This is a genomic window from Flavobacterium frigoritolerans (assembly GCF_025847275.1).
In the GTDB taxonomy this organism is placed as follows: Bacteria; Bacteroidota; Bacteroidia; order Flavobacteriales; family Flavobacteriaceae; genus Flavobacterium; species Flavobacterium frigoritolerans.
Genome location: NZ_JAOZEV010000004.1, coordinates 73521 through 91820 on the forward strand (window position 1 = coordinate 73521; position 18300 = coordinate 91820).

Sequence of the window (18300 nt, forward strand, 5' to 3'; positions counted from 1 at the left end):
ATGTTCCAAAAGAAAGCTAAGCATAAAAAAAATCCTCATTAAAATTAATTAATGAGGATTTTATATGTTTTAGAATAAGATTATTTCGATTTACCCGAAGCCTCTAAGTTTCTTTCGATAGCATGTCCAGGTCTTGACCATTTTGGTTTTTCACCAAGAGGAGCGTATTGAGAATTTTCTGCTTCTACAGTTTCTGGTTGAGAAATTTTAGTAAAAGGCTTTTGAGGAATCAATCCTAATAAATCAAACATTTTCATGTCTTCGTGTACATCAGGATTTGGAGTTGTAAGTAATTTATCTCCTGCAAAGATTGAGTTCGCCCCAGCAAAAAAGCACATTGCTTGTCCTTCGCGACTCATATTAGTTCTTCCTGCAGATAAACGTACTTGAGTTTCAGGCATGATGATTCTGGTTGTAGCAACCATACGAATCATTTCCCAAATTTCAACAGGTTTTTCTTCTTCCATCGGAGTTCCTTCTACAGCAACCAATGCATTAATTGGCACTGATTCTGGTTGAGGGTTTAAGGTAGAAAGTGCTACTAGCATTCCAGCACGGTCTTCAATACTTTCTCCCATACCTATAATTCCTCCGCTACAAACAGTAACATTGGTTTTACGAACATTCTCGATAGTTTGTAAGCGATCTTCGAAACCACGTGTCGAAATAACCTCTTTATAATATTCTTCAGATGTATCTAAGTTATGGTTATATGCATATAAACCAGCTTCGGCCAAACGTTGTGCTTGGTTTTCAGTTATCATACCAAGGGTACAACATACTTCCATATCTAGCTTGTTAATAGTACGAACCATTTCTAGAACTTGGTCAAATTCAGGTCCATCTTTTACGTTTCTCCAGGCAGCTCCCATACAAACACGAGATGAACCACTAGATTTAGCACGTAAAGCTTGAGCTTTTACTTGGCTAACAGACATTAAATCATTTCCTTCTACTCCAGTATGATAACGGGCAGCTTGAGGGCAGTAGCCACAATCTTCTGGACAACCACCAGTTTTGATAGATAGCAAAGTAGATACCTGAACTACATTTGGATCATGATTTACTCTGTGAATTGATGCTGCCTCGTAAAGCAAATCCATCATCGGTTTATTATATATAGCGATAATCTCGTCTTTCGTCCAATTGTGTTTTGTACTGTTCATCTATGCGATTTTTTGATGCTCCAAAAGTAGTTAAATTGTTCTAATGAATCAATGCACTATTTCGTAAAATAAATTACAGTATTTAAAATTCAGTCTGTTAAAAGTTTTTGCAATTATATTTCAAGACACAAATTTTAGATGCATGTTGGCAAGCATATTCAAAAAACAATAATTTATTCTTTTGAAATTCTTCTATTTATTGAGAAATATTCTTTTTAATTGCCTGTTTAAAATTTAAATATTAAAATTTTTATGAGGTTATTTAATGATAGATGAGGTTGATTTTATGAGAATAATTAGATAAATTTTAAACAGGGTTTAAATGGTTTTAAAATTAATCAGCTGCATATTTATGGTTCCAATACAGCATTAATAGCATGGTTACAACTACTGAAGATGCAATACCTTCAAATAATAGACAGATACAATAAGTAGGTACAGAAGGATTGCCGCCAAACATGAAAGTTGCTGATAAAGTTTTTACATAAGCATCTCCGCCTTTGGCATAACTGTAAATAAGTAGTCCGAGGATACTAAGACAAACACCAATTACAGATGTTGTCATGGCAGAAATAGCATTAGAAACAGCATTGTTTTCTCCCTCAGCAAGATTCATCTTAATAGTTCTGTTTACTCCATAAACCACAAAAGCTACGTTTAATGCACGTAAATAAAGTATATGAGCAAGACCTAAAACATTCATTAATAAAAAATAAACACCAATACCCAGGAATATAAGAATTCCGTTGTACAATTCTTTTGAAAGTTTCATAACGATTATTTTTAAGAAGTTAATAGTATTTGGTTGATAAACAGTGTAGTGCTTATCAAATTTACTAAAAAAATCGCTATGTTGTCATTATGAACAGCAGAAAAAAATAAGGTAGTTATAATTTATTTATAAAATCTAAAGTTGTTTTTTTGTCGTTCTCTAATTGTTCTTTTAAGAGAGTAATAGAATCAAATTTCTGTTCTTCACGAACATATTGTAACAAAGAAACCGTGATTTCTAAATCGTAAATGTCCTCATCAAAATTTAAGAAATGAATTTCAATAGATTGAGTTTGACCGCCTACAGTTGGGTTAAAGCCTATATTCATCATTCCGTAAACCAGTTTTCCATTGATAGTTGATTTTACAATATAAACTCCATTCTTTGGAATTAATTTGTATTCTTCTTCAATTTTAAGATTAGCAGTTGGAAAACCAATAGTTCTACCCAGTTGTTTTCCTTTTGCAACAGTACCAGTCAAGAAATAGTCATAACCTAAATATTCGTTGGCAAGATTCATGTCACCTTCAGTTAATGCATTTCTTATTTTTGTAGAACTTACAGATACATCTTTTATTTCCTGTGCAGAAATCTGCTCTACTTCAAAACCATATTGTTCACCAAATGCAATTAAATCATTAATGTCAGCTGTTCGATTTCTGCCAAAACGATGATCGTGACCAATGATTATTTTTTGAATATGAAATTGATCTACTAAAATAGAGCTTACAAATTCTTCGGCAGTTAATCTCGAAAAACTTTCGTTAAAAGGATGAATAACAAGATTTTCTATCCCAGTGTTTTCTAAAAGTTTTGTTTTTTCAGCAATAGTATTCAGTAATTTTATTTCTGACTTTTCCTGTAAAACCATTCTAGGATGCGGAAAAAAAGTAAGAACTAAACTCTCGTATTTTCCATCTTGGGTATTTTGAGTAATCTTTTCAAGTATTTTTTTATGACCAATATGAACACCATCAAAGGTGCCAAGAGTTAATATTGTTTTCTTGGTAGACCGGAAATCGTTTATAGAATGAAAGAGCTTCAAAGCAAATAGTTTAAGATGTTGCAAATTTATACTATCTATTTTAAATCTAATACTAAGGAGAATTGAAATTTTATAAAGTTGGCAATCATTTTATGAAAATACCTTGATTTAACGGTTTTATATAATTACTTAACGATTAAATCCGATTATTATCTTTAATTAAATTAATTTTGAACTTTAAATATTTCTCAAGATGAAAAAAACTATACTTCTTTTGTTAATTATCATTGGTTCAGCACAAATTCAGGCACAAAGTAATGAAATGTGGAAAAAAGTTAGTCAAAGTACAACTTCAATTACTGAGAGAGGCAGTGTAGATACTTATGATAGAGAGAAGACTATTTATCAACTTGATGAAGCTTTTTTAAAAGAAAAACTCTCTAGTACGTTACTGAAAACAGATAAAAAAAATACAGTCGAAATTACTATTCCTAATATGGATGGAGCTTTTGAAAAATATACTGTTTGGGAATCATCTAATTTTGATCCACAATTACAAGCTAAATATCCAGAGATAAGAGCTTATGAAGGAGTAAGTATTAAAGATAAAAAAGCAAGAATCCATTTTAGCGTTTCTCCCAAAGGAATTCAAACAATGGTTTTAAGACCAGATAATGCATCTGAATTTATTGAGTCAGTTGATGCAAGTACAAATGAATATATTTTGTTTAGTGCGAAAAACAGAGGAAATGGAAGTTTGCCATTAACATGTAATACAAAAGAGGTAGCACTAAATCAAGATCTAAAAGATAAAACAGCTAAAATAACAGCGAATAATAAAGTGTTTAAAACATTGCGATTAGCATTGTCTTGTACAGGTGAATATGCTGCCTTTTATGGTGGTACAAAAGCAAATGCATTAGAGGGAATGAATGCTACAATGACAAGAGTTAATGGAGTCTTTAATAAAGATTTGGCTTTAAAATTAGTTGTAATCGCTAATAATGATGCTGTCATTTATACAAATGCAGCAACAGATCCTTATTCAGATGCCTCAGTAGGAGCTGAGGGAGCTTGGAATCAAGAAGTTCAAAATACCTTAACAAACGTTATAGGTGAAAACGCATATGATATTGGTCATTTATTTGGTGCGTCAGGAGGTGGTGGAGATGCAGGATGTATCGGTTGTGTTTGTGAAGACTCAGTCAAAGGTAGAGGGTATACTTCTCCATCAGATAGAAAACCACAAGGAGATACTTTTGATATTGATTTTGTATCTCACGAAATGGGGCATCAATTAGGGGCAAACCATACTTTTTCTTATAATATAGAAGGGAGAGGGGTAAATGTCGAGCCAGGAAGTGGTTCTACAATTATGGGATATGCTGGAGTAATAATAATAGACGACTATAATATTCAAGATAATTCAGATGATTATTTTGCCTATGCAAGCATTTTACAGATTCAAAATAATTTGGCTAGAAAATCATGTGCAGTAGATCAGGCTTTAACAAATAGTCCTCCTGTAATTAATGCAGGGGCAGATTATACAATTCCATTTAAGACTGCTTTTGTTTTAAAAGGTACAGGATCAGATGTCGTTGGTAATTCGGTTACCTATTGTTGGGAACAAAATGATTCGGCAATATCAACGTCAGGAAGTGCTAGTGTTGCTAAACCAGATAAGCTCAATGGACCTTTGTTCAGATCGCTACCTCCTTCACGTACACCAATCCGATATATGCCAGATTTAAATATTGTTCTTTCTGGAAATTTAAGAAGTACTTGGGAATCAGTTCCGTCAATAGCCAGAACATTGCACTTTACACTAACTGGTCGTGATAATGCAGCTTTAGGAACAGCACAAACAAATACAGATGAAATGATTGTAAATGTAAGAGCAGACATAGGGCCATTTGTAGTAACATCTCAAAGTAAAGACGATATCGGATGGCTACATGGAACTAGCCAAATGATTACTTGGGATGTAGCAAAGACCAATACTTTGGGAGGATCTGCAAACGTAAATATAAAACTTTCTACTGATGGAGGTTTGACATTTCCGATTGTCTTAGTAGCAAATACACCCAATGATGGTTCACAAACGATAAAAGTTCCAGAAGATATAACAGCAACAAATTGTAGAATTTTAATAGAGCCTACGGAGAATATTTATTATGCAGTAAACAGTAAATCATTTGCAATTGGATATAAAGTAGAGTCTTTGTGTACAATGTATCCTCTTAATGCAGGATTTGCAATTCCTAATGCATTAGCATATACATCTAGAACGATAGCAGTTCCAGCAGATTCCGGAATTGTTTCGGATGTAAATGTTTTTGTTGGATTAACGCATACAAGATTTGCAGATGTTGAAATGCAACTAGTAAATCCACAAGGAACAACAGTGCGGTTATTCAATAAAAATTGTGGAGATGCGTCAGGAAATTTGTTGCTAAAATATGATGATTTGGGAGGCGCTCAAGATTGCTCAATAGCAATTTTGCAAACTATAACTCCTAAAGATTTATTAAGTGCTTTTAATAATCAAGATGCACAAGGAATCTGGACATTCAAAGTAAGAGATGCCTACGTAGGGAGAGATGGTAAATTAGATTCTGCTTCTATAGAAATTTGCACAAAAAAATATACTTTGCAAACAGAAATTGTTGTCGAAATAATAGATCTTACCGTTTTTCCAATTCCAAATAAAGGAGATTTTGATATTGCTTTTAAAAGTGAATCAAATGAAGGAGTTAGGGTTTTTATATATAATGATTTAGGAAAAGAGGTATATCATAATTCATTTGAAAGTATGGTAAACTTTAAAGAGCATATTCAGTTAAAAAATCATGTAACCCCAGGAGTTTATTTCATGGCTGTATATGACGGGGATAGAAAAATGGTAAAAAAGATAGTTTTCGAATAAGAAAAGTATAATTTACTCTCTTGAGTACAACCATTTTTAACACGGAAGAATCATTTTTTTTATTTAAAAATAGGTGTTTCAGTTATTTATAATATATAAGTAACTGAAGACAATTTGTTGTAGTATAATTGTTTAAAATAAAAAGGGCGCATTATATCGTTTTCACTACAATAGGTCTATTTATAACTATTTTTATTTTTACAACTACAAATTTTGAATAAAAAGCCTGAATTTATGTTTTAATACATTTCTCAAATTAAATTAATTACACCTTTTACCTTACTAAAATATATAATTTTGTAATTATTAACCTATATTTGTAGCGATTAGGATACAATAAAGAAGTGAAATTATGACATCAGCCAAATTATTTATTTTAGGAGAAGAGCGAGAATTACTTTGGATAAACACCAATTATTATAGGAGTTCGAGAATTGATGGTTCACCAACTAGTGATGTGGAAGGAGGCTTTATTTCGCTAAGTTTTGTATCTCAAGAAAATGACGATGTCTTTTGGCATAATATGACAAAGACTGTTGAAAAAGAAACGGACAGAATGGAAAAAGGAGAAGTACACTTTTATAACAAAGGAGATAAGGATATTCCAATAAGAAAATTTAAATTTAGTGATGCGTATTTGATAGAGTATTCAGAAGTATTTAATACTGATGAAACAGAAAGCATGCACATTGTTTTAACCATATCTCCTGCAATTCAGGATTATGGAGCAGAACTAGTAAAGCACTGGCACGTATCTTGGATTTCGCCAAGTGAACCTAGTTATTATCAACAAAAAGAAGAAGTTATTGATAATACAGGGGGAATTATTAATATGTACTGGACGTATGGAGATACTAAACTATCAGATAAATCTAGATTTTATGTAGATATGAATTTGGTAGTAAAGACTAAAAACTACAACGAAGGAGAAAGTATTATCGTGAACATAAAGTGTGAAGGTGGGCACCCCATAACCGATAGACTGAATGAATTACGTCTTACTGGAATGGTTGGAAAAGATGGTATCGTAATTTTTGAAAAGGTTTTAAAAGACTATACTCTAAATCTTTTAGGAGAAGATAATTAAGATATGGAGTAGGATAAAAAAGAATCTAACCTAGATATAAAAAATTATGGATTTTGAAAAAATAATTCCAATTGAGTTAATGCAAGCAATTATTGTAGCTGAGTGCGGTAGTGTTCAGGCAAGCCCAATAACTGTAAAAAGGCCAAGGTGGGAAGATGTTTATGAAGGTTATCCTAAAAACGCAACAAATACGGATGATTTATCAGGCCCAGATTTTTATAAAATACTATTTGGTAATAGATATGATTTAAGTACTAACTTACTCGATGAGAAAATTCATTTATACAACGGATGTGCAGGAAAAGTATCAACAGCTTTAACTTTAGCAAAATTTCCAATTAAAAAAATCAATGGGATTGGAATTGATTTTATAGCTAGTGAAGGCGATATGAAAGGGAAAGGCTTTATAAGTACTGCTAGTAAAATGAAAAAATGGTTAGATGTAATCTGGAAAAAAGATGGGGATTTTCATATTGAGAATCCAAAATCAATTGACGAATTGTATGATTTGGTAGGTGAAAAAAAAGGTATTTATTTGATGTTGGCCATAAACCAAAATAATTTTGGAGCATCTGGGCATGTCACTTTGTGGACAGGAGAAAAAAGCACCAAATGGGTATTTGGAGGTCATCATTATGAAGCTTCAGCTAAGTCTATGTATTTTTGGGAATTAAAATAAATAAATATGAAAAAAATAATATTATTACTTATTTTATTTAGTATAAAAACAACAGCACAAACTTCGGTCTTAATAGATAAAACTTTTATTAGGCTGAAAAATGATAAAAAATCATTTGAACAATTTGTTTTTTATGGTTATTGTAATTGTACTGATAAGTTTTTATATACAAGTACTTATAAAGATAATTATATTACATCATTTAATCATTTAGAACCATTTCCAAGGTTATTTGAAAGTGATGGCATAAAGATGTTTTTAGACAATTACCAAAAATTAAAAAATAAATATTTTGAGAATATTCAAGAAAAATATTATAATGGCTATGTAATTATAACCAAATGTAATGAGACTTATAATGTTAAAAATAAAGATTTGAGAAAAATATACAACAATCTTATTTCTGATAAAAATATACAAAAAGAATGGATAGATGATTATATGAAGGATTACTTAGATAGTTATTTTATAAAAATTCAAACAGAATAAAATTCAAAAATAATTATTTTGTGTATTTCTAAATATATGTATTAGTTAAGTCCAGTTATTGGGAATGTTTATTTTTCTTACTCAAAAGATATTTTCTTTAGATTGGAGACAATAAAAGTGTTATCGAAGACGATGATTAAGTTGATTATGGTGGAATGATTTAGGAAAAGAGGTATGTCATAATTCATTTGAAAGTATGGTAAACTTTAAAGAGCATATTCAGTTAAAAAATCATGTAACCCCAGGAGTTTATTTCATGGCTGTATATGACGGGGATAGAAAAATGGTAAAAAAGATAGTTTTCGAATAGCTTAAGAATGTGCCATTGCCATACAAACGATGCTAATTTTGGCTCCAGGAATTTTTAGTAATGCACGGGAGCAAGCTTCTAGTGTAGCTCCAGTTGTAATTACATCATCAATAAGTAAAAAATGCTTGTTATGTTCGGTATCTGTAAAGGAAACATCAAATATTTCTGAAAGACCTTCGGATCTTCCCAGAAGATTTTTTTTAGATTGAGTTTTAGAATATCTGGTTCTGATTAAGACAGAGTCATTGTAATCAATGTTTAAACCTTCTGAAAGAGCAAGCCCAAAAGTAGTTACTTGATTATAGCCCCTTTCGTTGAATTTTTTTCGATGTAACGGAACAGGAATTACTATATCAAAAGGCAGAGCTAATTCTAATTCTTTTAAATCTTCGATATACCATTGCCCAAGCATAGTGCCTATATTTTGGTGTCCTTTGTATTTTAAATTATGAATGAGTTCCTGTACAATTCCTTTTTTATTGAAATAAAGAAAAGCAGAAACATGTTCGACTTCAATTTTTCCATAAAATTTTTTAAAAGCTTCATTTTTTGGATTTAAATAATATTGGGTCAGAGGCATTTCATGTCTGCAAATCGTGCAAATAATAATTTCATTTGCCATTAAAAAAGAGTGGCATCCAGCACACGCTTTTGGGAAAAACAGGTTAATAATGTAATTAAACACAAATAGAAAGAATTTAGTTACAAAAATAAAGAAATTGAAGCTTCAATCTTTGCAATTTTTCTTTTTTTTACAAGTACTTTTTATATTTTTGCATTACTATGGCAAAACAAGACGATTTATTTAAGAATGTAGTTTCGCACGCAAAAGAGTACGGATTTATTTTTCCGTCAAGCGAAATATACGATGGTTTAAGTGCAGTATATGATTACGCGCAAAACGGAGTAGAATTAAAGAAAAATATTCGTGAATATTGGTGGAAATCAATGGTTCAGATGAATGAGAATATTGTAGGTTTAGATGCCGCAATATTAATGCATCCAACAACTTGGAAAGCTTCAGGCCACGTTGATGCCTTTAATGATCCATTAATAGATAATAAAGATTCTAAAAAAAGATATAGAGCAGATGTTCTAGTAGAAGATTACGCTGAAAAACTAAATCTAAAAGCTAAAAAAGAAATCGAAAAAGCGAGTGCTCGTTTTGGAGATGCATTCAATGAGCAGGAATTTGTAACTACAAATGCCAGAGTAATTGAATATTTGGCAAAAGAAAAAGAAATCAGAGAACGTCTAGGACGCTCTTTAGGTAATGGAGATTTAGAAGATGTTAAAGCTTTAATCGAAGAACTAGAAATCGCAGATCCAGAAACTGGATCTAGAAACTGGACCGATGTAAAGCAATTCAACTTAATGTTTGGTACAAAACTGGGAGCTTCAGCAGATTCAGCGATGGATTTGTATTTGCGTCCAGAAACAGCTCAAGGTATTTTTGTTAATTTCTTGAATGTACAAAAGTCTGGGCGAATGAAAGTTCCTTTTGGAATTGCACAAACAGGAAAAGCGTTTAGAAATGAAATTGTTGCAAGACAGTTTATTTTCCGTATGCGTGAATTCGAACAAATGGAAATGCAATTTTTTGTACGTCCAGGAGAAGAAATGCAATGGTATGAGCACTGGAAAACAACACGTTTAAACTGGCATTTATCTTTAGGGTTAGGAAAAGAAAATTATCGTTTTCATGATCACGAAAAGTTAGCACATTATGCTAATGCAGCTGCGGATATAGAGTTTAATTTCCCTTTTGGATTTAAAGAATTAGAAGGAATACACTCTCGTACTGATTTTGATTTAAAAGCACACGAACAATTCTCTGGTAGAAAATTACAATATTTTGATACTGAATTAAATCAAAATTATGTTCCTTATGTAGTCGAAACTTCAGTAGGATTAGACAGAATGTTCTTAGCAGTTTTTGCTACTTCATTAAAAGAAGAAGAACTTGAGGATGGTTCTACAAGAACAGTTTTGAAATTACCAGCAGTTTTAGCTCCAACAAAAGCAGCAGTTTTACCATTGGTAAAGAAAGATGGATTACCTGATATCTCTAAAAAAATCATTGAAGATTTAAAATGGGATTTCAACGTTACTTATGATGAAAAAGATGCTGTAGGAAGACGTTACAGAAGACAAGATGCCTTAGGAACTCCTTTTTGTATTACAGTAGATCATCAAACTATCGAAGATCAAACAGTAACAATTCGTCATAGAGATACAATGAAGCAAGATCGTGTTGCTATAGCCGATTTGAGATCGATTATAGAAAACGAAGTTTCGATGAAAAACTGGTTGATGAAAATGTAATTATATTACATATTTTTCACGCAGTTATTTGTTTTCTAATTAGTTATATATGAAAAGCTTCTCATTTGAGAAGCTTTTTATGTTTAGAATATTTTTGTTTTTCTAATGCATAAATAAGAATAATATATTTTGCTAGATTTTATTTTATGCATTTCATCGGATATATTTGCATTTCATCCTTATGTGTTAACATTTGTTTAAAATGTATTAACAATGAAATGTTTGAAAAAGGGAAATATGTAATTTTAATTGCTTAATTAAAACTAAAAATAAGATTTTGTTATTTAAATTCTAATGAAAGGAATAAATTTGAACATAATTATCAGTACGCTTACTATTAAATAATACCACTAATAAACAAAAGCATTGAAAAATTATTTATACATTATTATTGATGATGATCAAGAAAGTGTTTTGAAAACAAAGGAAGTAGCCGATAGTTTTTCAGAACTAATTTTTGTTGCTAGTGCAAATACATATAAACAAGGATTAAATTTAGTTTTAGAGCACAATCCGAACCTTATATTTCTTGAAATTGATCCCGATGATAAAACAAGTAATCTCTCGTTGGTGTTTATTAATGAACTGTATCATTATTTACGGATAGTACCTAAAATCATTATAACGACAACCAAAAAAGATTTTGCGTTTGATGCAATTAAGTATGGAGTAATGGATTATTTGCTAAAACCACTAAAACGGACAGATTTACTTAAAACTATTTTAAAACTGGATTTGCCTAATCATGAAGTGAACTTAATTAGCAATGAAACAGTGTCAGATTTTAAAGGAACCCTTAAGGGCGATGCGATAGAATTGCAAAAAAATAATCAAGGTTTAGTGTTATGTGTTAAATCGTATGGAGATTATCGTTATATCCAAGCAAAAGATATTACCTATATTCAAGCAGATAATAATTCTACCGATATTTATTTAAACACAGGTGAAATGATAACTGCTTTTAAAACATTAAAGTACTTTGAAGCTATTTTATTACACCCGTTCATACGCATACATAACAGTTACATCATTAACAGAAACCACATAGCAAGAATACATACTGGAAACTCAGTATGTTACATAAAAAACTCTACAAAAAAACTGCCATTTTCTAAAACTTATAAAAGAAATGTAGAGATAATAATTGCCGAATTTGCAAACGGAAACTATATAGAAGTCTAGCAACTAAGTATTTACACGTATTTGACCTACGTACACTATCATTTGATAGCATTCCACCATATATGCCTTTTTATTGAATTGAAAAGGGGGTAACAGTACTAATTTTACACCATGATTTAGCAATAAGCGGTCATTAAAAACGTAAAAAAACACTAACAATAAAATCCCCAAATCATGAAAAAGTCATTCACAACAATCGCATTATTTTCTTTAGTATTAGTAGCAACTTCTTTTACTACACCAGAAATAGTAAACAGTAATATAGATCCTATTGATGGTGGAGTATCTGTAGGAGGAGGAAGAAAGCAAGATATCTATGCACAATTATCGTCAACTACTAGCTACACACAACCTATTGATGGTGGAGTATCTGTAGGAGGAGGAAGAAAACAAGATATTTATAGAGCACAATTATCATCAACAGCTAACTACAATCAACCTATTGATGGTGGTGTTTCAGTTGGAGGAGGAAGAAAACAAGACTAGAATAAAAAATTATATTTAGGATTCAGGCTATCAATTTTTTGATAGCCTTTTTTTGTATGGATAGTTTTACTATTTTTGGTAAAACTCAAAAATACTATTGAAAAATAACTACCATATATTATTGTTATTATTTGTTGTCTTATTTGGGTGTACCAAGAAAAAAATGGTGGACAATAATCTGAATTCTTCCACAGATAGCCTGCCAGTTTATTTATCATTGGCCAATGATGTTAATTTGCCATTTAAGGATAAACAAGATTATAACAAAAAAGCATTTGCCATAATTATAAATCAGAAAGACGATTCACTTAATAAAGTAAATTTATTTAAAGTGGCTAATCGGTATTATAATATGAGTGATTGGTTAGCGTATAAAGAGACTTCAAGACTAATTTTGGAACGGTCAAAAAATAGCCATGATTCAATTCATATGGCAAAAGCCTATACATATTTAGGAGATTATTATGGTTTTAAAACAGTTTCGGACAGTGCTTTTATGAATTATTTTAAGGCCGAAAAATTATATCTTCGAATAGATGATAAATACAATCTAGCAAAAACTTTTTTAAGTAAGGCAAACTTACAATTTAACGTAGGAGATCTTTTTGAGAGCGAAATAACGGTTTTTAAAGCTTTGCGAATTTTAAAACAACAAAAAAACGTAAGCAATTTACTGTATGATTCATATAATCTTTTAGGAGTAATATATAATGAACAAGAAGAGTTTAATAAAGCACTAGAATTTCATAACAAAGCTTTAAGTACACTTGGAGATAGATCAATTGCCTCAGATCTTCAGCTAAAAGCTACTTCACTTAATAATATAGGATTTGTTTATTTAAGTACATATAATTACAAACTCGCAAAACAATCTTTTCAAAAAGGATTGGAACAAAAAAACTTATTTAAAGAAAAAACGGCATTATATGCCATGTTATTAGATAATCTAGCCTATTCTAAATTCAAATTAAGAGAATCTAATGGGCTTCCGGGGCAATTTTATCAGGCATTAAAGATAAGGGATAGTTTAAATCTGACATCGGGAATAATACTAAATAAAATGCATCTATCGGAGTATTTTTTTAATAAGAATGATACTTTAAAAGCAATACAATATTCTAAAGAAGCGCTTAGCTTATCTCGGAATTCAAATAGGTTGAGGAACATCTTAGATGCTCTAAGACAAATAGCTCTTGTAGATCCAGGAAAAGCATCGCTTTATTCAAAAGAATATATTCAGATAAATGAAAAACTACAAAAGGAAGAAAGAAAGATGGGAGAGAAATTCTCTCGAATAGAATATGAAACAAATGAAATAAAAGATGAAAATACGAGTTTAAATATACAAAACAGAACTTTGATATATGTTTTTAGTATATGTACTTTATTAGGACTCTTCTTTTATGTTTATTTGACTCAAAAAGCCAAAAACAGAGAGTTACTTTTTAAACAACAACAGCAGATTGCTAATGAAGATATTTATAACCTGATGATTTCGCAGCAAAATGCAATTGAAGCGATAAGGATTAAAGAGAAGAAAAAGGTAGCTCAGGATTTACATGATGGAATTTTGGGCAGAATGTTTGGAGTTAGGATAAGTTTAGATAGCTTGGATAAAATTGATGATGTGACAGCTGCAGTGAAGCGAAAAAAATATTTGTTGGATTTAAGAGAGATTGAACAAGATATTCGTGAAATTTCACATGATTTAAACAAAGAGAAATCGGAACTGATTAATAATTTTGTTGCAATTGTAGATAAGTTATTGGAGAATCAAAAAGCTACTTTTGACACAAAATTAATTTCAAGTATCGATTCGAGTATTCGATGGGATTTGGTGAGTAACTCTATTAAAATAAATTTATACAGAATTATTCAGGAAGCATTGCAAAACTGTAATAAATATGCACATGCAAAAACAATAAAAATAGAACTCAAAAACGAGGTGAATCATTTGTTTTTATTAATAAGTGACGATGGTGTAGGGTTTAATGTGCATAGAACAAAAAAAGGAATTGGGTTGCAAAATATTTTTTATCGAACTAAAGAATGTGATGGGACTGTTGATATAAAATCTAATAAAGTAGATGGAACAATTATAGTAATTAAAATTCCAATTGATCAAAAAATTAACCTACAGAACGATGACAATTGATAAAAATCTTGAAGAAATAACCAAAAACAACATACTAATAGTAGATGATCACCCTTTTATAATTGAAGGGTATAAAAATGCAATTACGAGATATAAACCTAAAGAGTATGATTTCTTAATCACTCAGGCCAAAGATTGTAAGTCAGGCTATGAAATTATCACAGACCCAGCAACAGCAAGTTTTGATATTGCATTTTTAGATATCAGCATGCCAGCTTATGAAGAAAAGGAAATATATTCAGGAGAAGATTTAGCTAAGCTAATTATGGAGCATATGCCCAATTGCAAAATAATTCTGCTGACTATGTATACTGAGCTACTTAAGATAAAAACAATTATTAGAACAATAAAGCCTAAAGGATTAATCATAAAAAATGACTTAACATTTGATGAACTGCTTTTTGCTTTTGATAAAGTAATGAAAAACAATACTTATTATAGTCAGTCGGTTATAGAAATGTTAGAAAAATCACCAAAAGACTCAATAGAGATTGATCAGATTGATGAGCAAATTCTTTTTCATTTGTCTAAAGGAACCAAAACAGATGAAATTCCACATTATATTCCTATATCTTTAAAAGCAGCGATAAGAAGAATAGATAATTTGAAAGGATTACTAAACGTAAATGAAGGAACAGGGGATGATTTGGTTAAGCAAGCCAGGATTAAGGGACTTTTGTAAAGAAACTATTTTAATAAAAATAAAAAAGACATCTTAAGAGATGTCTTTTTTATATATGTGAGAATTATTCGCTTAAAGCATCCCATCCACGGGCTTTTAAAGCAATCTTTGTATTAGCACGTGTTACTAGGTGAATACCTTCACTTTCTTGCGTCATATGACCAATAATTGAGAAGTTTGGGTTTGCTTTTATTTTTTCAAAATCTTCCATAGCGATAGTAAAAAGCAATTCATAATCTTCTCCACCATTTATTGCCACAGTAGTGCTATCGATATTAAACTCTTCGCAAACACTTATAAATTGAGGGTCTAGAGGTAATTTGTCTTCGTATAAATTACAGCCCACTTTAGATTGTTTACATAAATGAATAATTTCAGAAGACAACCCGTCTGAAATATCAATCATAGAGGTTGGCTTAATCTCAAGGGCATGCAATAAAGTACGAATGTCTTTACGAGCTTCAGGTTTTAATTGGCGCTCAATTAAATAGGTATAAGCGTCTAAATCGGGTTGAGAATTTGGGTTTACCTGAAAAACTTGCTTTTCTCTTTCTAAAACTTGTAATCCCATGTAGGCAGCTCCAATGTCACCAGTAACAACCAATAAATCGGTTTGTTTGGCACCATTTCTATACACAATTTCATTTTCATCGGCTTCACCAATAGCAGTAATGCTAATAATCAATCCTTTTTGAGATGAGGTAGTATCACCACCAATTACATCTACATTATATTCTTTGGCAGCATGTGTAATACCTGCAAATAACTCTTCTAGGGCTTCTAAAGGAAAACGATTAGAAACAGCTACAGAAACAGTTATCTGTGTTGGCTTGGCATTCATAGCACAAATGTCAGAGATGTTTACTACGACAGCTTTGTAGCCTAAATGCTTTAAAGGCATATAAGCCAAATCAAAATGTACGCCTTCGATTAATAAATCGGTAGAAACAACTACTTTTTTGTCTTTAAAATCTAGTACGGCTGCATCATCGCCAATACTTTTTAAAGTAGATTCCTGAGTAACATCAAAGTTTCGTGTTAAGTGCTCAATTAGTCCAAATTCGCCTAATTGTGCTATGCTGGTACGTTGTGGGTTTTTATCTTCAATCATTTTGTTGAGGTACTAAATTTCTAAGTTGCAAAGGTACAAAGTTGTAAAGGTTTTGTCTAATTAAAAAGGAGCCCATTTATTAAGGATGCTTGTTTTAGATAAAACGTGCTTTATTTTTCAATTTTTTATTTAAAAGCAAAGATGTGTTTTGTTTTTGTATTACGTATTCTGTTGAAATATAAAGATATACGATTTTTTTTAGAAATGTTTTCAAAAAATAAAATTACTACTGACAAACAGTTGTCACCGGCTCAATTTACTTTTGAAGTAATAAAAAAATCAAACCTTTAAAATTATGAAAACACTAGCAGCACAAGTTATTACTCCAGAAGATTTATTAAAACATTGGCAAGGACATCGTACATTGACACGTCACGTAATTGAATCGTTTCCTGAAAAAGATTTTTTTGAATTTTCTATCGGAGGGATGCGTACTTTTTCTCAATTAGCCGATGAACTTTTGGCTATAGCGGCACCAGCCCTAAAAAGTATTGTTGAAAGAGAGAGTCAACCTTTTAAAGAAGGAGAAGAAAAATTAATTTTTAAAGCACAATATCTTGAAAAATGGGATGAATCTACAGCAGAGATTAATCAGAATTGGGAGAAATTAACCATTGAAGATTTTAACGAAACCTTTAATTTGTTTGGACAATATGAGTTTCCAATCGTTCAGAATATTTTATATTTTATCGATAATGAAGTACATCACAGAGGTCAAGGATACGTTTATTTACGAGCTTTGGGTATTGAGCCTCCTTTTTTCTGGGAAAGATAAAATGATTAAAACTCCTAAAATAAGATGAAACTTGTTTTAGGAGTTTTTTTATAGGAGTCTATTTTTATTTTTTTCTAACAATTCTAAAACCCGAAGTTTTAATCGCTCAGGTTCAATTATTGTGGCATAATCACCAAACATTAAAAACCAACGAGAAAAACCTTCTTCGATATCGCGTGACATAAAGGTCATTTCGATTTGACTTTCTACTTCTCTTTCAGAAATAAAACCATGGTATTTTCGTTCGTGCGATAGATATCCTGCTATCTTTTTCTCGACAAGAATACGCACTTTGGTAGTTGGGATAGTTTCATTTTTATTCAGATAAGTTTCAAGAGAATCATGTTCTATTGTGAAATTTTTTTCTGTTTTCTTTATTCCATGTACGCGATCAGTTCGAAACTGTCGGTAGTCACTACGTAAATGGCAGTATCCTATAACATACCAATTGTTGTTATCATGAAAGACACCAACTGGTTCAATATCTCTTTCTATAATTTCATCTGAATTTAGAGCCTTATAAAAAAGAATAGTTTGCTTTTTCTCTGCAATACCCTCAAAAAGTACTGCAAGAGTATTAGGTGATTTATCATTAAAAAGTTTTTCTGCAGATTGCATCAAAACACTTGACTCAATTGTAGATACCCAATCTTTATCGTCGTTTTTAAGAACGGCTTTTAATTTATACATAGCCGAAGCATAATGGTTGCCTAATGCCGTATCTGTAAATTTTTGCATCAATTTTTCGGCAGCAATAAAACTACTAGCTTCTTCTCGGGTAAACATTACCGGAGGCAAGCGATAGCCTTCCATTAAAGCATAACCAACTCCTGCTTCACTATAAATCGGGACTCCAGAAGCTTCAAGAGTACGAATGTCGCGATAAATTGTTCTTAGACTTACTTCAAAGCGATTGGCTAATTCCTGCGCTTTTACAATTTTTTTAGATTGTAACTGGATAAGAATAGCTACAATACGGTCAAATCGTTTGGGAGTTTCGTCGAGCATTTTTTTCTTTTGAGTTTTTATAGGTACAGAGGTTCAAAGATACAAAGGTTTCGTTTTTATTGCTTTAAATTATAAAACAGTTATGCTAAAAAGCCCAATAACTTTCGTTATTGGGCTTTTTTATATTCTGTACCTTATTTTCTAAAAACCTAAAGTAGA

At 31.1% G+C, this 18300-nt stretch carries 16 protein-coding genes; 10 read left to right on the top strand and 6 right to left on the bottom strand.

What is annotated here, in order from left to right; translation table 11 throughout:
• Positions 1–80 precede the first annotated feature (80 nt).
• From bioB to OIU80_RS06775, 3 genes are all read right to left on the bottom strand, one after another.
• The gene (gene bioB / locus OIU80_RS06765; RefSeq protein ID WP_264286282.1) at positions 81–1166 is read right to left on the bottom strand and encodes a biotin synthase BioB; all 1086 of its coding nucleotides are present in this window, start codon (positions 1164–1166) and stop codon (positions 81–83) included.
• 334 nt (positions 1167–1500) lie between these two features.
• A complete protein-coding gene (locus tag OIU80_RS06770) occupies positions 1501–1938 on the bottom strand; it encodes a hypothetical protein (RefSeq protein WP_264286283.1) in 438 nt (145 codons plus the stop codon).
• A 115-nt stretch (positions 1939–2053) separates the two neighbouring features.
• Positions 2054–2983, bottom strand: coding sequence for a bifunctional riboflavin kinase/FAD synthetase (locus tag OIU80_RS06775; RefSeq protein ID WP_264286284.1), 930 nt, complete (start codon positions 2981–2983; stop codon positions 2054–2056).
• A gap of 193 nt (positions 2984–3176) precedes the next feature.
• On the opposite strand from OIU80_RS06775, the gene OIU80_RS06780 reads away from it, so the two are divergent.
• The 4 genes from OIU80_RS06780 to OIU80_RS06795 all read left to right on the top strand — a co-directional run bounded on the left by OIU80_RS06780 (position 3177) and on the right by OIU80_RS06795 (position 8107).
• On the top strand, positions 3177–5852 hold the full coding sequence (locus OIU80_RS06780) for a reprolysin-like metallopeptidase (protein WP_264286285.1): 2676 nt from the start codon (positions 3177–3179) through the stop codon (positions 5850–5852).
• Between the two features lie 352 nt (positions 5853–6204).
• The gene (gene tssD, locus OIU80_RS06785; RefSeq protein ID WP_264286286.1) at positions 6205–6939 is read left to right on the top strand and encodes a type VI secretion system tube protein TssD; all 735 of its coding nucleotides are present in this window, start codon (positions 6205–6207) and stop codon (positions 6937–6939) included.
• Between the two features lie 46 nt (positions 6940–6985).
• The gene (locus OIU80_RS06790; protein ID WP_264286287.1) at positions 6986–7618 is read left to right on the top strand and encodes a type VI secretion system amidase effector protein Tae4; all 633 of its coding nucleotides are present in this window, start codon (positions 6986–6988) and stop codon (positions 7616–7618) included.
• Between the two features lie 6 nt (positions 7619–7624).
• Positions 7625–8107: a hypothetical protein gene (locus OIU80_RS06795; RefSeq protein WP_264286288.1), complete on the top strand. Its 483-nt coding sequence runs from the start codon at positions 7625–7627 to the stop codon at positions 8105–8107.
• A 311-nt stretch (positions 8108–8418) separates the two neighbouring features.
• On the opposite strand, the gene OIU80_RS06800 is transcribed toward OIU80_RS06795, so the two are convergent.
• Positions 8419–9102, bottom strand: coding sequence for a ComF family protein (locus OIU80_RS06800; RefSeq protein WP_264286289.1), 684 nt, complete (start codon positions 9100–9102; stop codon positions 8419–8421).
• A gap of 98 nt (positions 9103–9200) precedes the next feature.
• Between OIU80_RS06800 and OIU80_RS06805 the strand changes: the two genes are divergently transcribed.
• The 5 genes from OIU80_RS06805 to OIU80_RS06825 all read left to right on the top strand — a co-directional run bounded on the left by OIU80_RS06805 (position 9201) and on the right by OIU80_RS06825 (position 15247).
• Positions 9201–10742: a glycine--tRNA ligase gene (locus tag OIU80_RS06805; protein WP_264286290.1), complete on the top strand. Its 1542-nt coding sequence runs from the start codon at positions 9201–9203 to the stop codon at positions 10740–10742.
• 366 nt (positions 10743–11108) lie between these two features.
• Positions 11109–11924, top strand: coding sequence for a LytR/AlgR family response regulator transcription factor (locus OIU80_RS06810; RefSeq protein WP_264286291.1), 816 nt, complete (start codon positions 11109–11111; stop codon positions 11922–11924).
• A 174-nt stretch (positions 11925–12098) separates the two neighbouring features.
• A complete protein-coding gene (locus tag OIU80_RS06815) occupies positions 12099–12410 on the top strand; it encodes a hypothetical protein (protein ID WP_264286292.1) in 312 nt (103 codons plus the stop codon).
• A 163-nt stretch (positions 12411–12573) separates the two neighbouring features.
• The gene (locus OIU80_RS06820; RefSeq protein WP_264286293.1) at positions 12574–14565 is read left to right on the top strand and encodes a tetratricopeptide repeat-containing sensor histidine kinase; all 1992 of its coding nucleotides are present in this window, start codon (positions 12574–12576) and stop codon (positions 14563–14565) included.
• The gene (locus OIU80_RS06825) at positions 14555–15247 is read left to right on the top strand and encodes a response regulator (protein WP_264286294.1); all 693 of its coding nucleotides are present in this window, start codon (positions 14555–14557) and stop codon (positions 15245–15247) included. The genes OIU80_RS06820 and OIU80_RS06825 overlap by 11 nt, the downstream gene beginning before the upstream one ends.
• A gap of 64 nt (positions 15248–15311) precedes the next feature.
• On the opposite strand, the gene thiL is transcribed toward OIU80_RS06825, so the two are convergent.
• The gene (gene thiL / locus OIU80_RS06830; RefSeq protein ID WP_230727961.1) at positions 15312–16358 is read right to left on the bottom strand and encodes a thiamine-phosphate kinase; all 1047 of its coding nucleotides are present in this window, start codon (positions 16356–16358) and stop codon (positions 15312–15314) included.
• 295 nt (positions 16359–16653) lie between these two features.
• On the opposite strand from thiL, the gene OIU80_RS06835 reads away from it, so the two are divergent.
• On the top strand, positions 16654–17133 hold the full coding sequence (locus OIU80_RS06835; RefSeq protein ID WP_264286295.1) for a DinB family protein: 480 nt from the start codon (positions 16654–16656) through the stop codon (positions 17131–17133).
• A gap of 48 nt (positions 17134–17181) precedes the next feature.
• Here the strand turns inward: OIU80_RS06835 and OIU80_RS06840 are convergent, their stop codons facing one another.
• On the bottom strand, positions 17182–18141 hold the full coding sequence (locus tag OIU80_RS06840; protein WP_264286296.1) for a helix-turn-helix transcriptional regulator: 960 nt from the start codon (positions 18139–18141) through the stop codon (positions 17182–17184).
• Positions 18142–18300: the final 159 nt, after the last annotated feature.

Bases quoted from the DNA above. Each gene is read 5' to 3' on its own strand.
- thiL (WP_230727961.1), bottom strand. From the start codon at position 16,358: ATGATTGAAGATAAAAACCCACAACGTACCAGCATAGCACAATTAGGC.
- OIU80_RS06770 (WP_264286283.1), bottom strand. From the start codon at position 1,938: ATGAAACTTTCAAAAGAATTGTACAACGGAATTCTTATATTCCTGGGT.
- OIU80_RS06825 (WP_264286294.1), top strand. From the start codon at position 14,555: ATGACAATTGATAAAAATCTTGAAGAAATAACCAAAAACAACATACTA.
- OIU80_RS06840 (WP_264286296.1), bottom strand. From the start codon at position 18,141: ATGCTCGACGAAACTCCCAAACGATTTGACCGTATTGTAGCTATTCTT.
- bioB (WP_264286282.1), bottom strand. From the start codon at position 1,166: ATGAACAGTACAAAACACAATTGGACGAAAGACGAGATTATCGCTATA.
- OIU80_RS06795 (WP_264286288.1), top strand. From the start codon at position 7,625: ATGAAAAAAATAATATTATTACTTATTTTATTTAGTATAAAAACAACA.
- OIU80_RS06835 (WP_264286295.1), top strand. From the start codon at position 16,654: ATGAAAACACTAGCAGCACAAGTTATTACTCCAGAAGATTTATTAAAA.
- OIU80_RS06815 (WP_264286292.1), top strand. From the start codon at position 12,099: ATGAAAAAGTCATTCACAACAATCGCATTATTTTCTTTAGTATTAGTA.
- OIU80_RS06780 (WP_264286285.1), top strand. From the start codon at position 3,177: ATGAAAAAAACTATACTTCTTTTGTTAATTATCATTGGTTCAGCACAA.
- OIU80_RS06790 (WP_264286287.1), top strand. From the start codon at position 6,986: ATGGATTTTGAAAAAATAATTCCAATTGAGTTAATGCAAGCAATTATT.
- OIU80_RS06805 (WP_264286290.1), top strand. From the start codon at position 9,201: ATGGCAAAACAAGACGATTTATTTAAGAATGTAGTTTCGCACGCAAAA.
- OIU80_RS06820 (WP_264286293.1), top strand. From the start codon at position 12,574: ATGGTGGACAATAATCTGAATTCTTCCACAGATAGCCTGCCAGTTTAT.
- tssD (WP_264286286.1), top strand. From the start codon at position 6,205: ATGACATCAGCCAAATTATTTATTTTAGGAGAAGAGCGAGAATTACTT.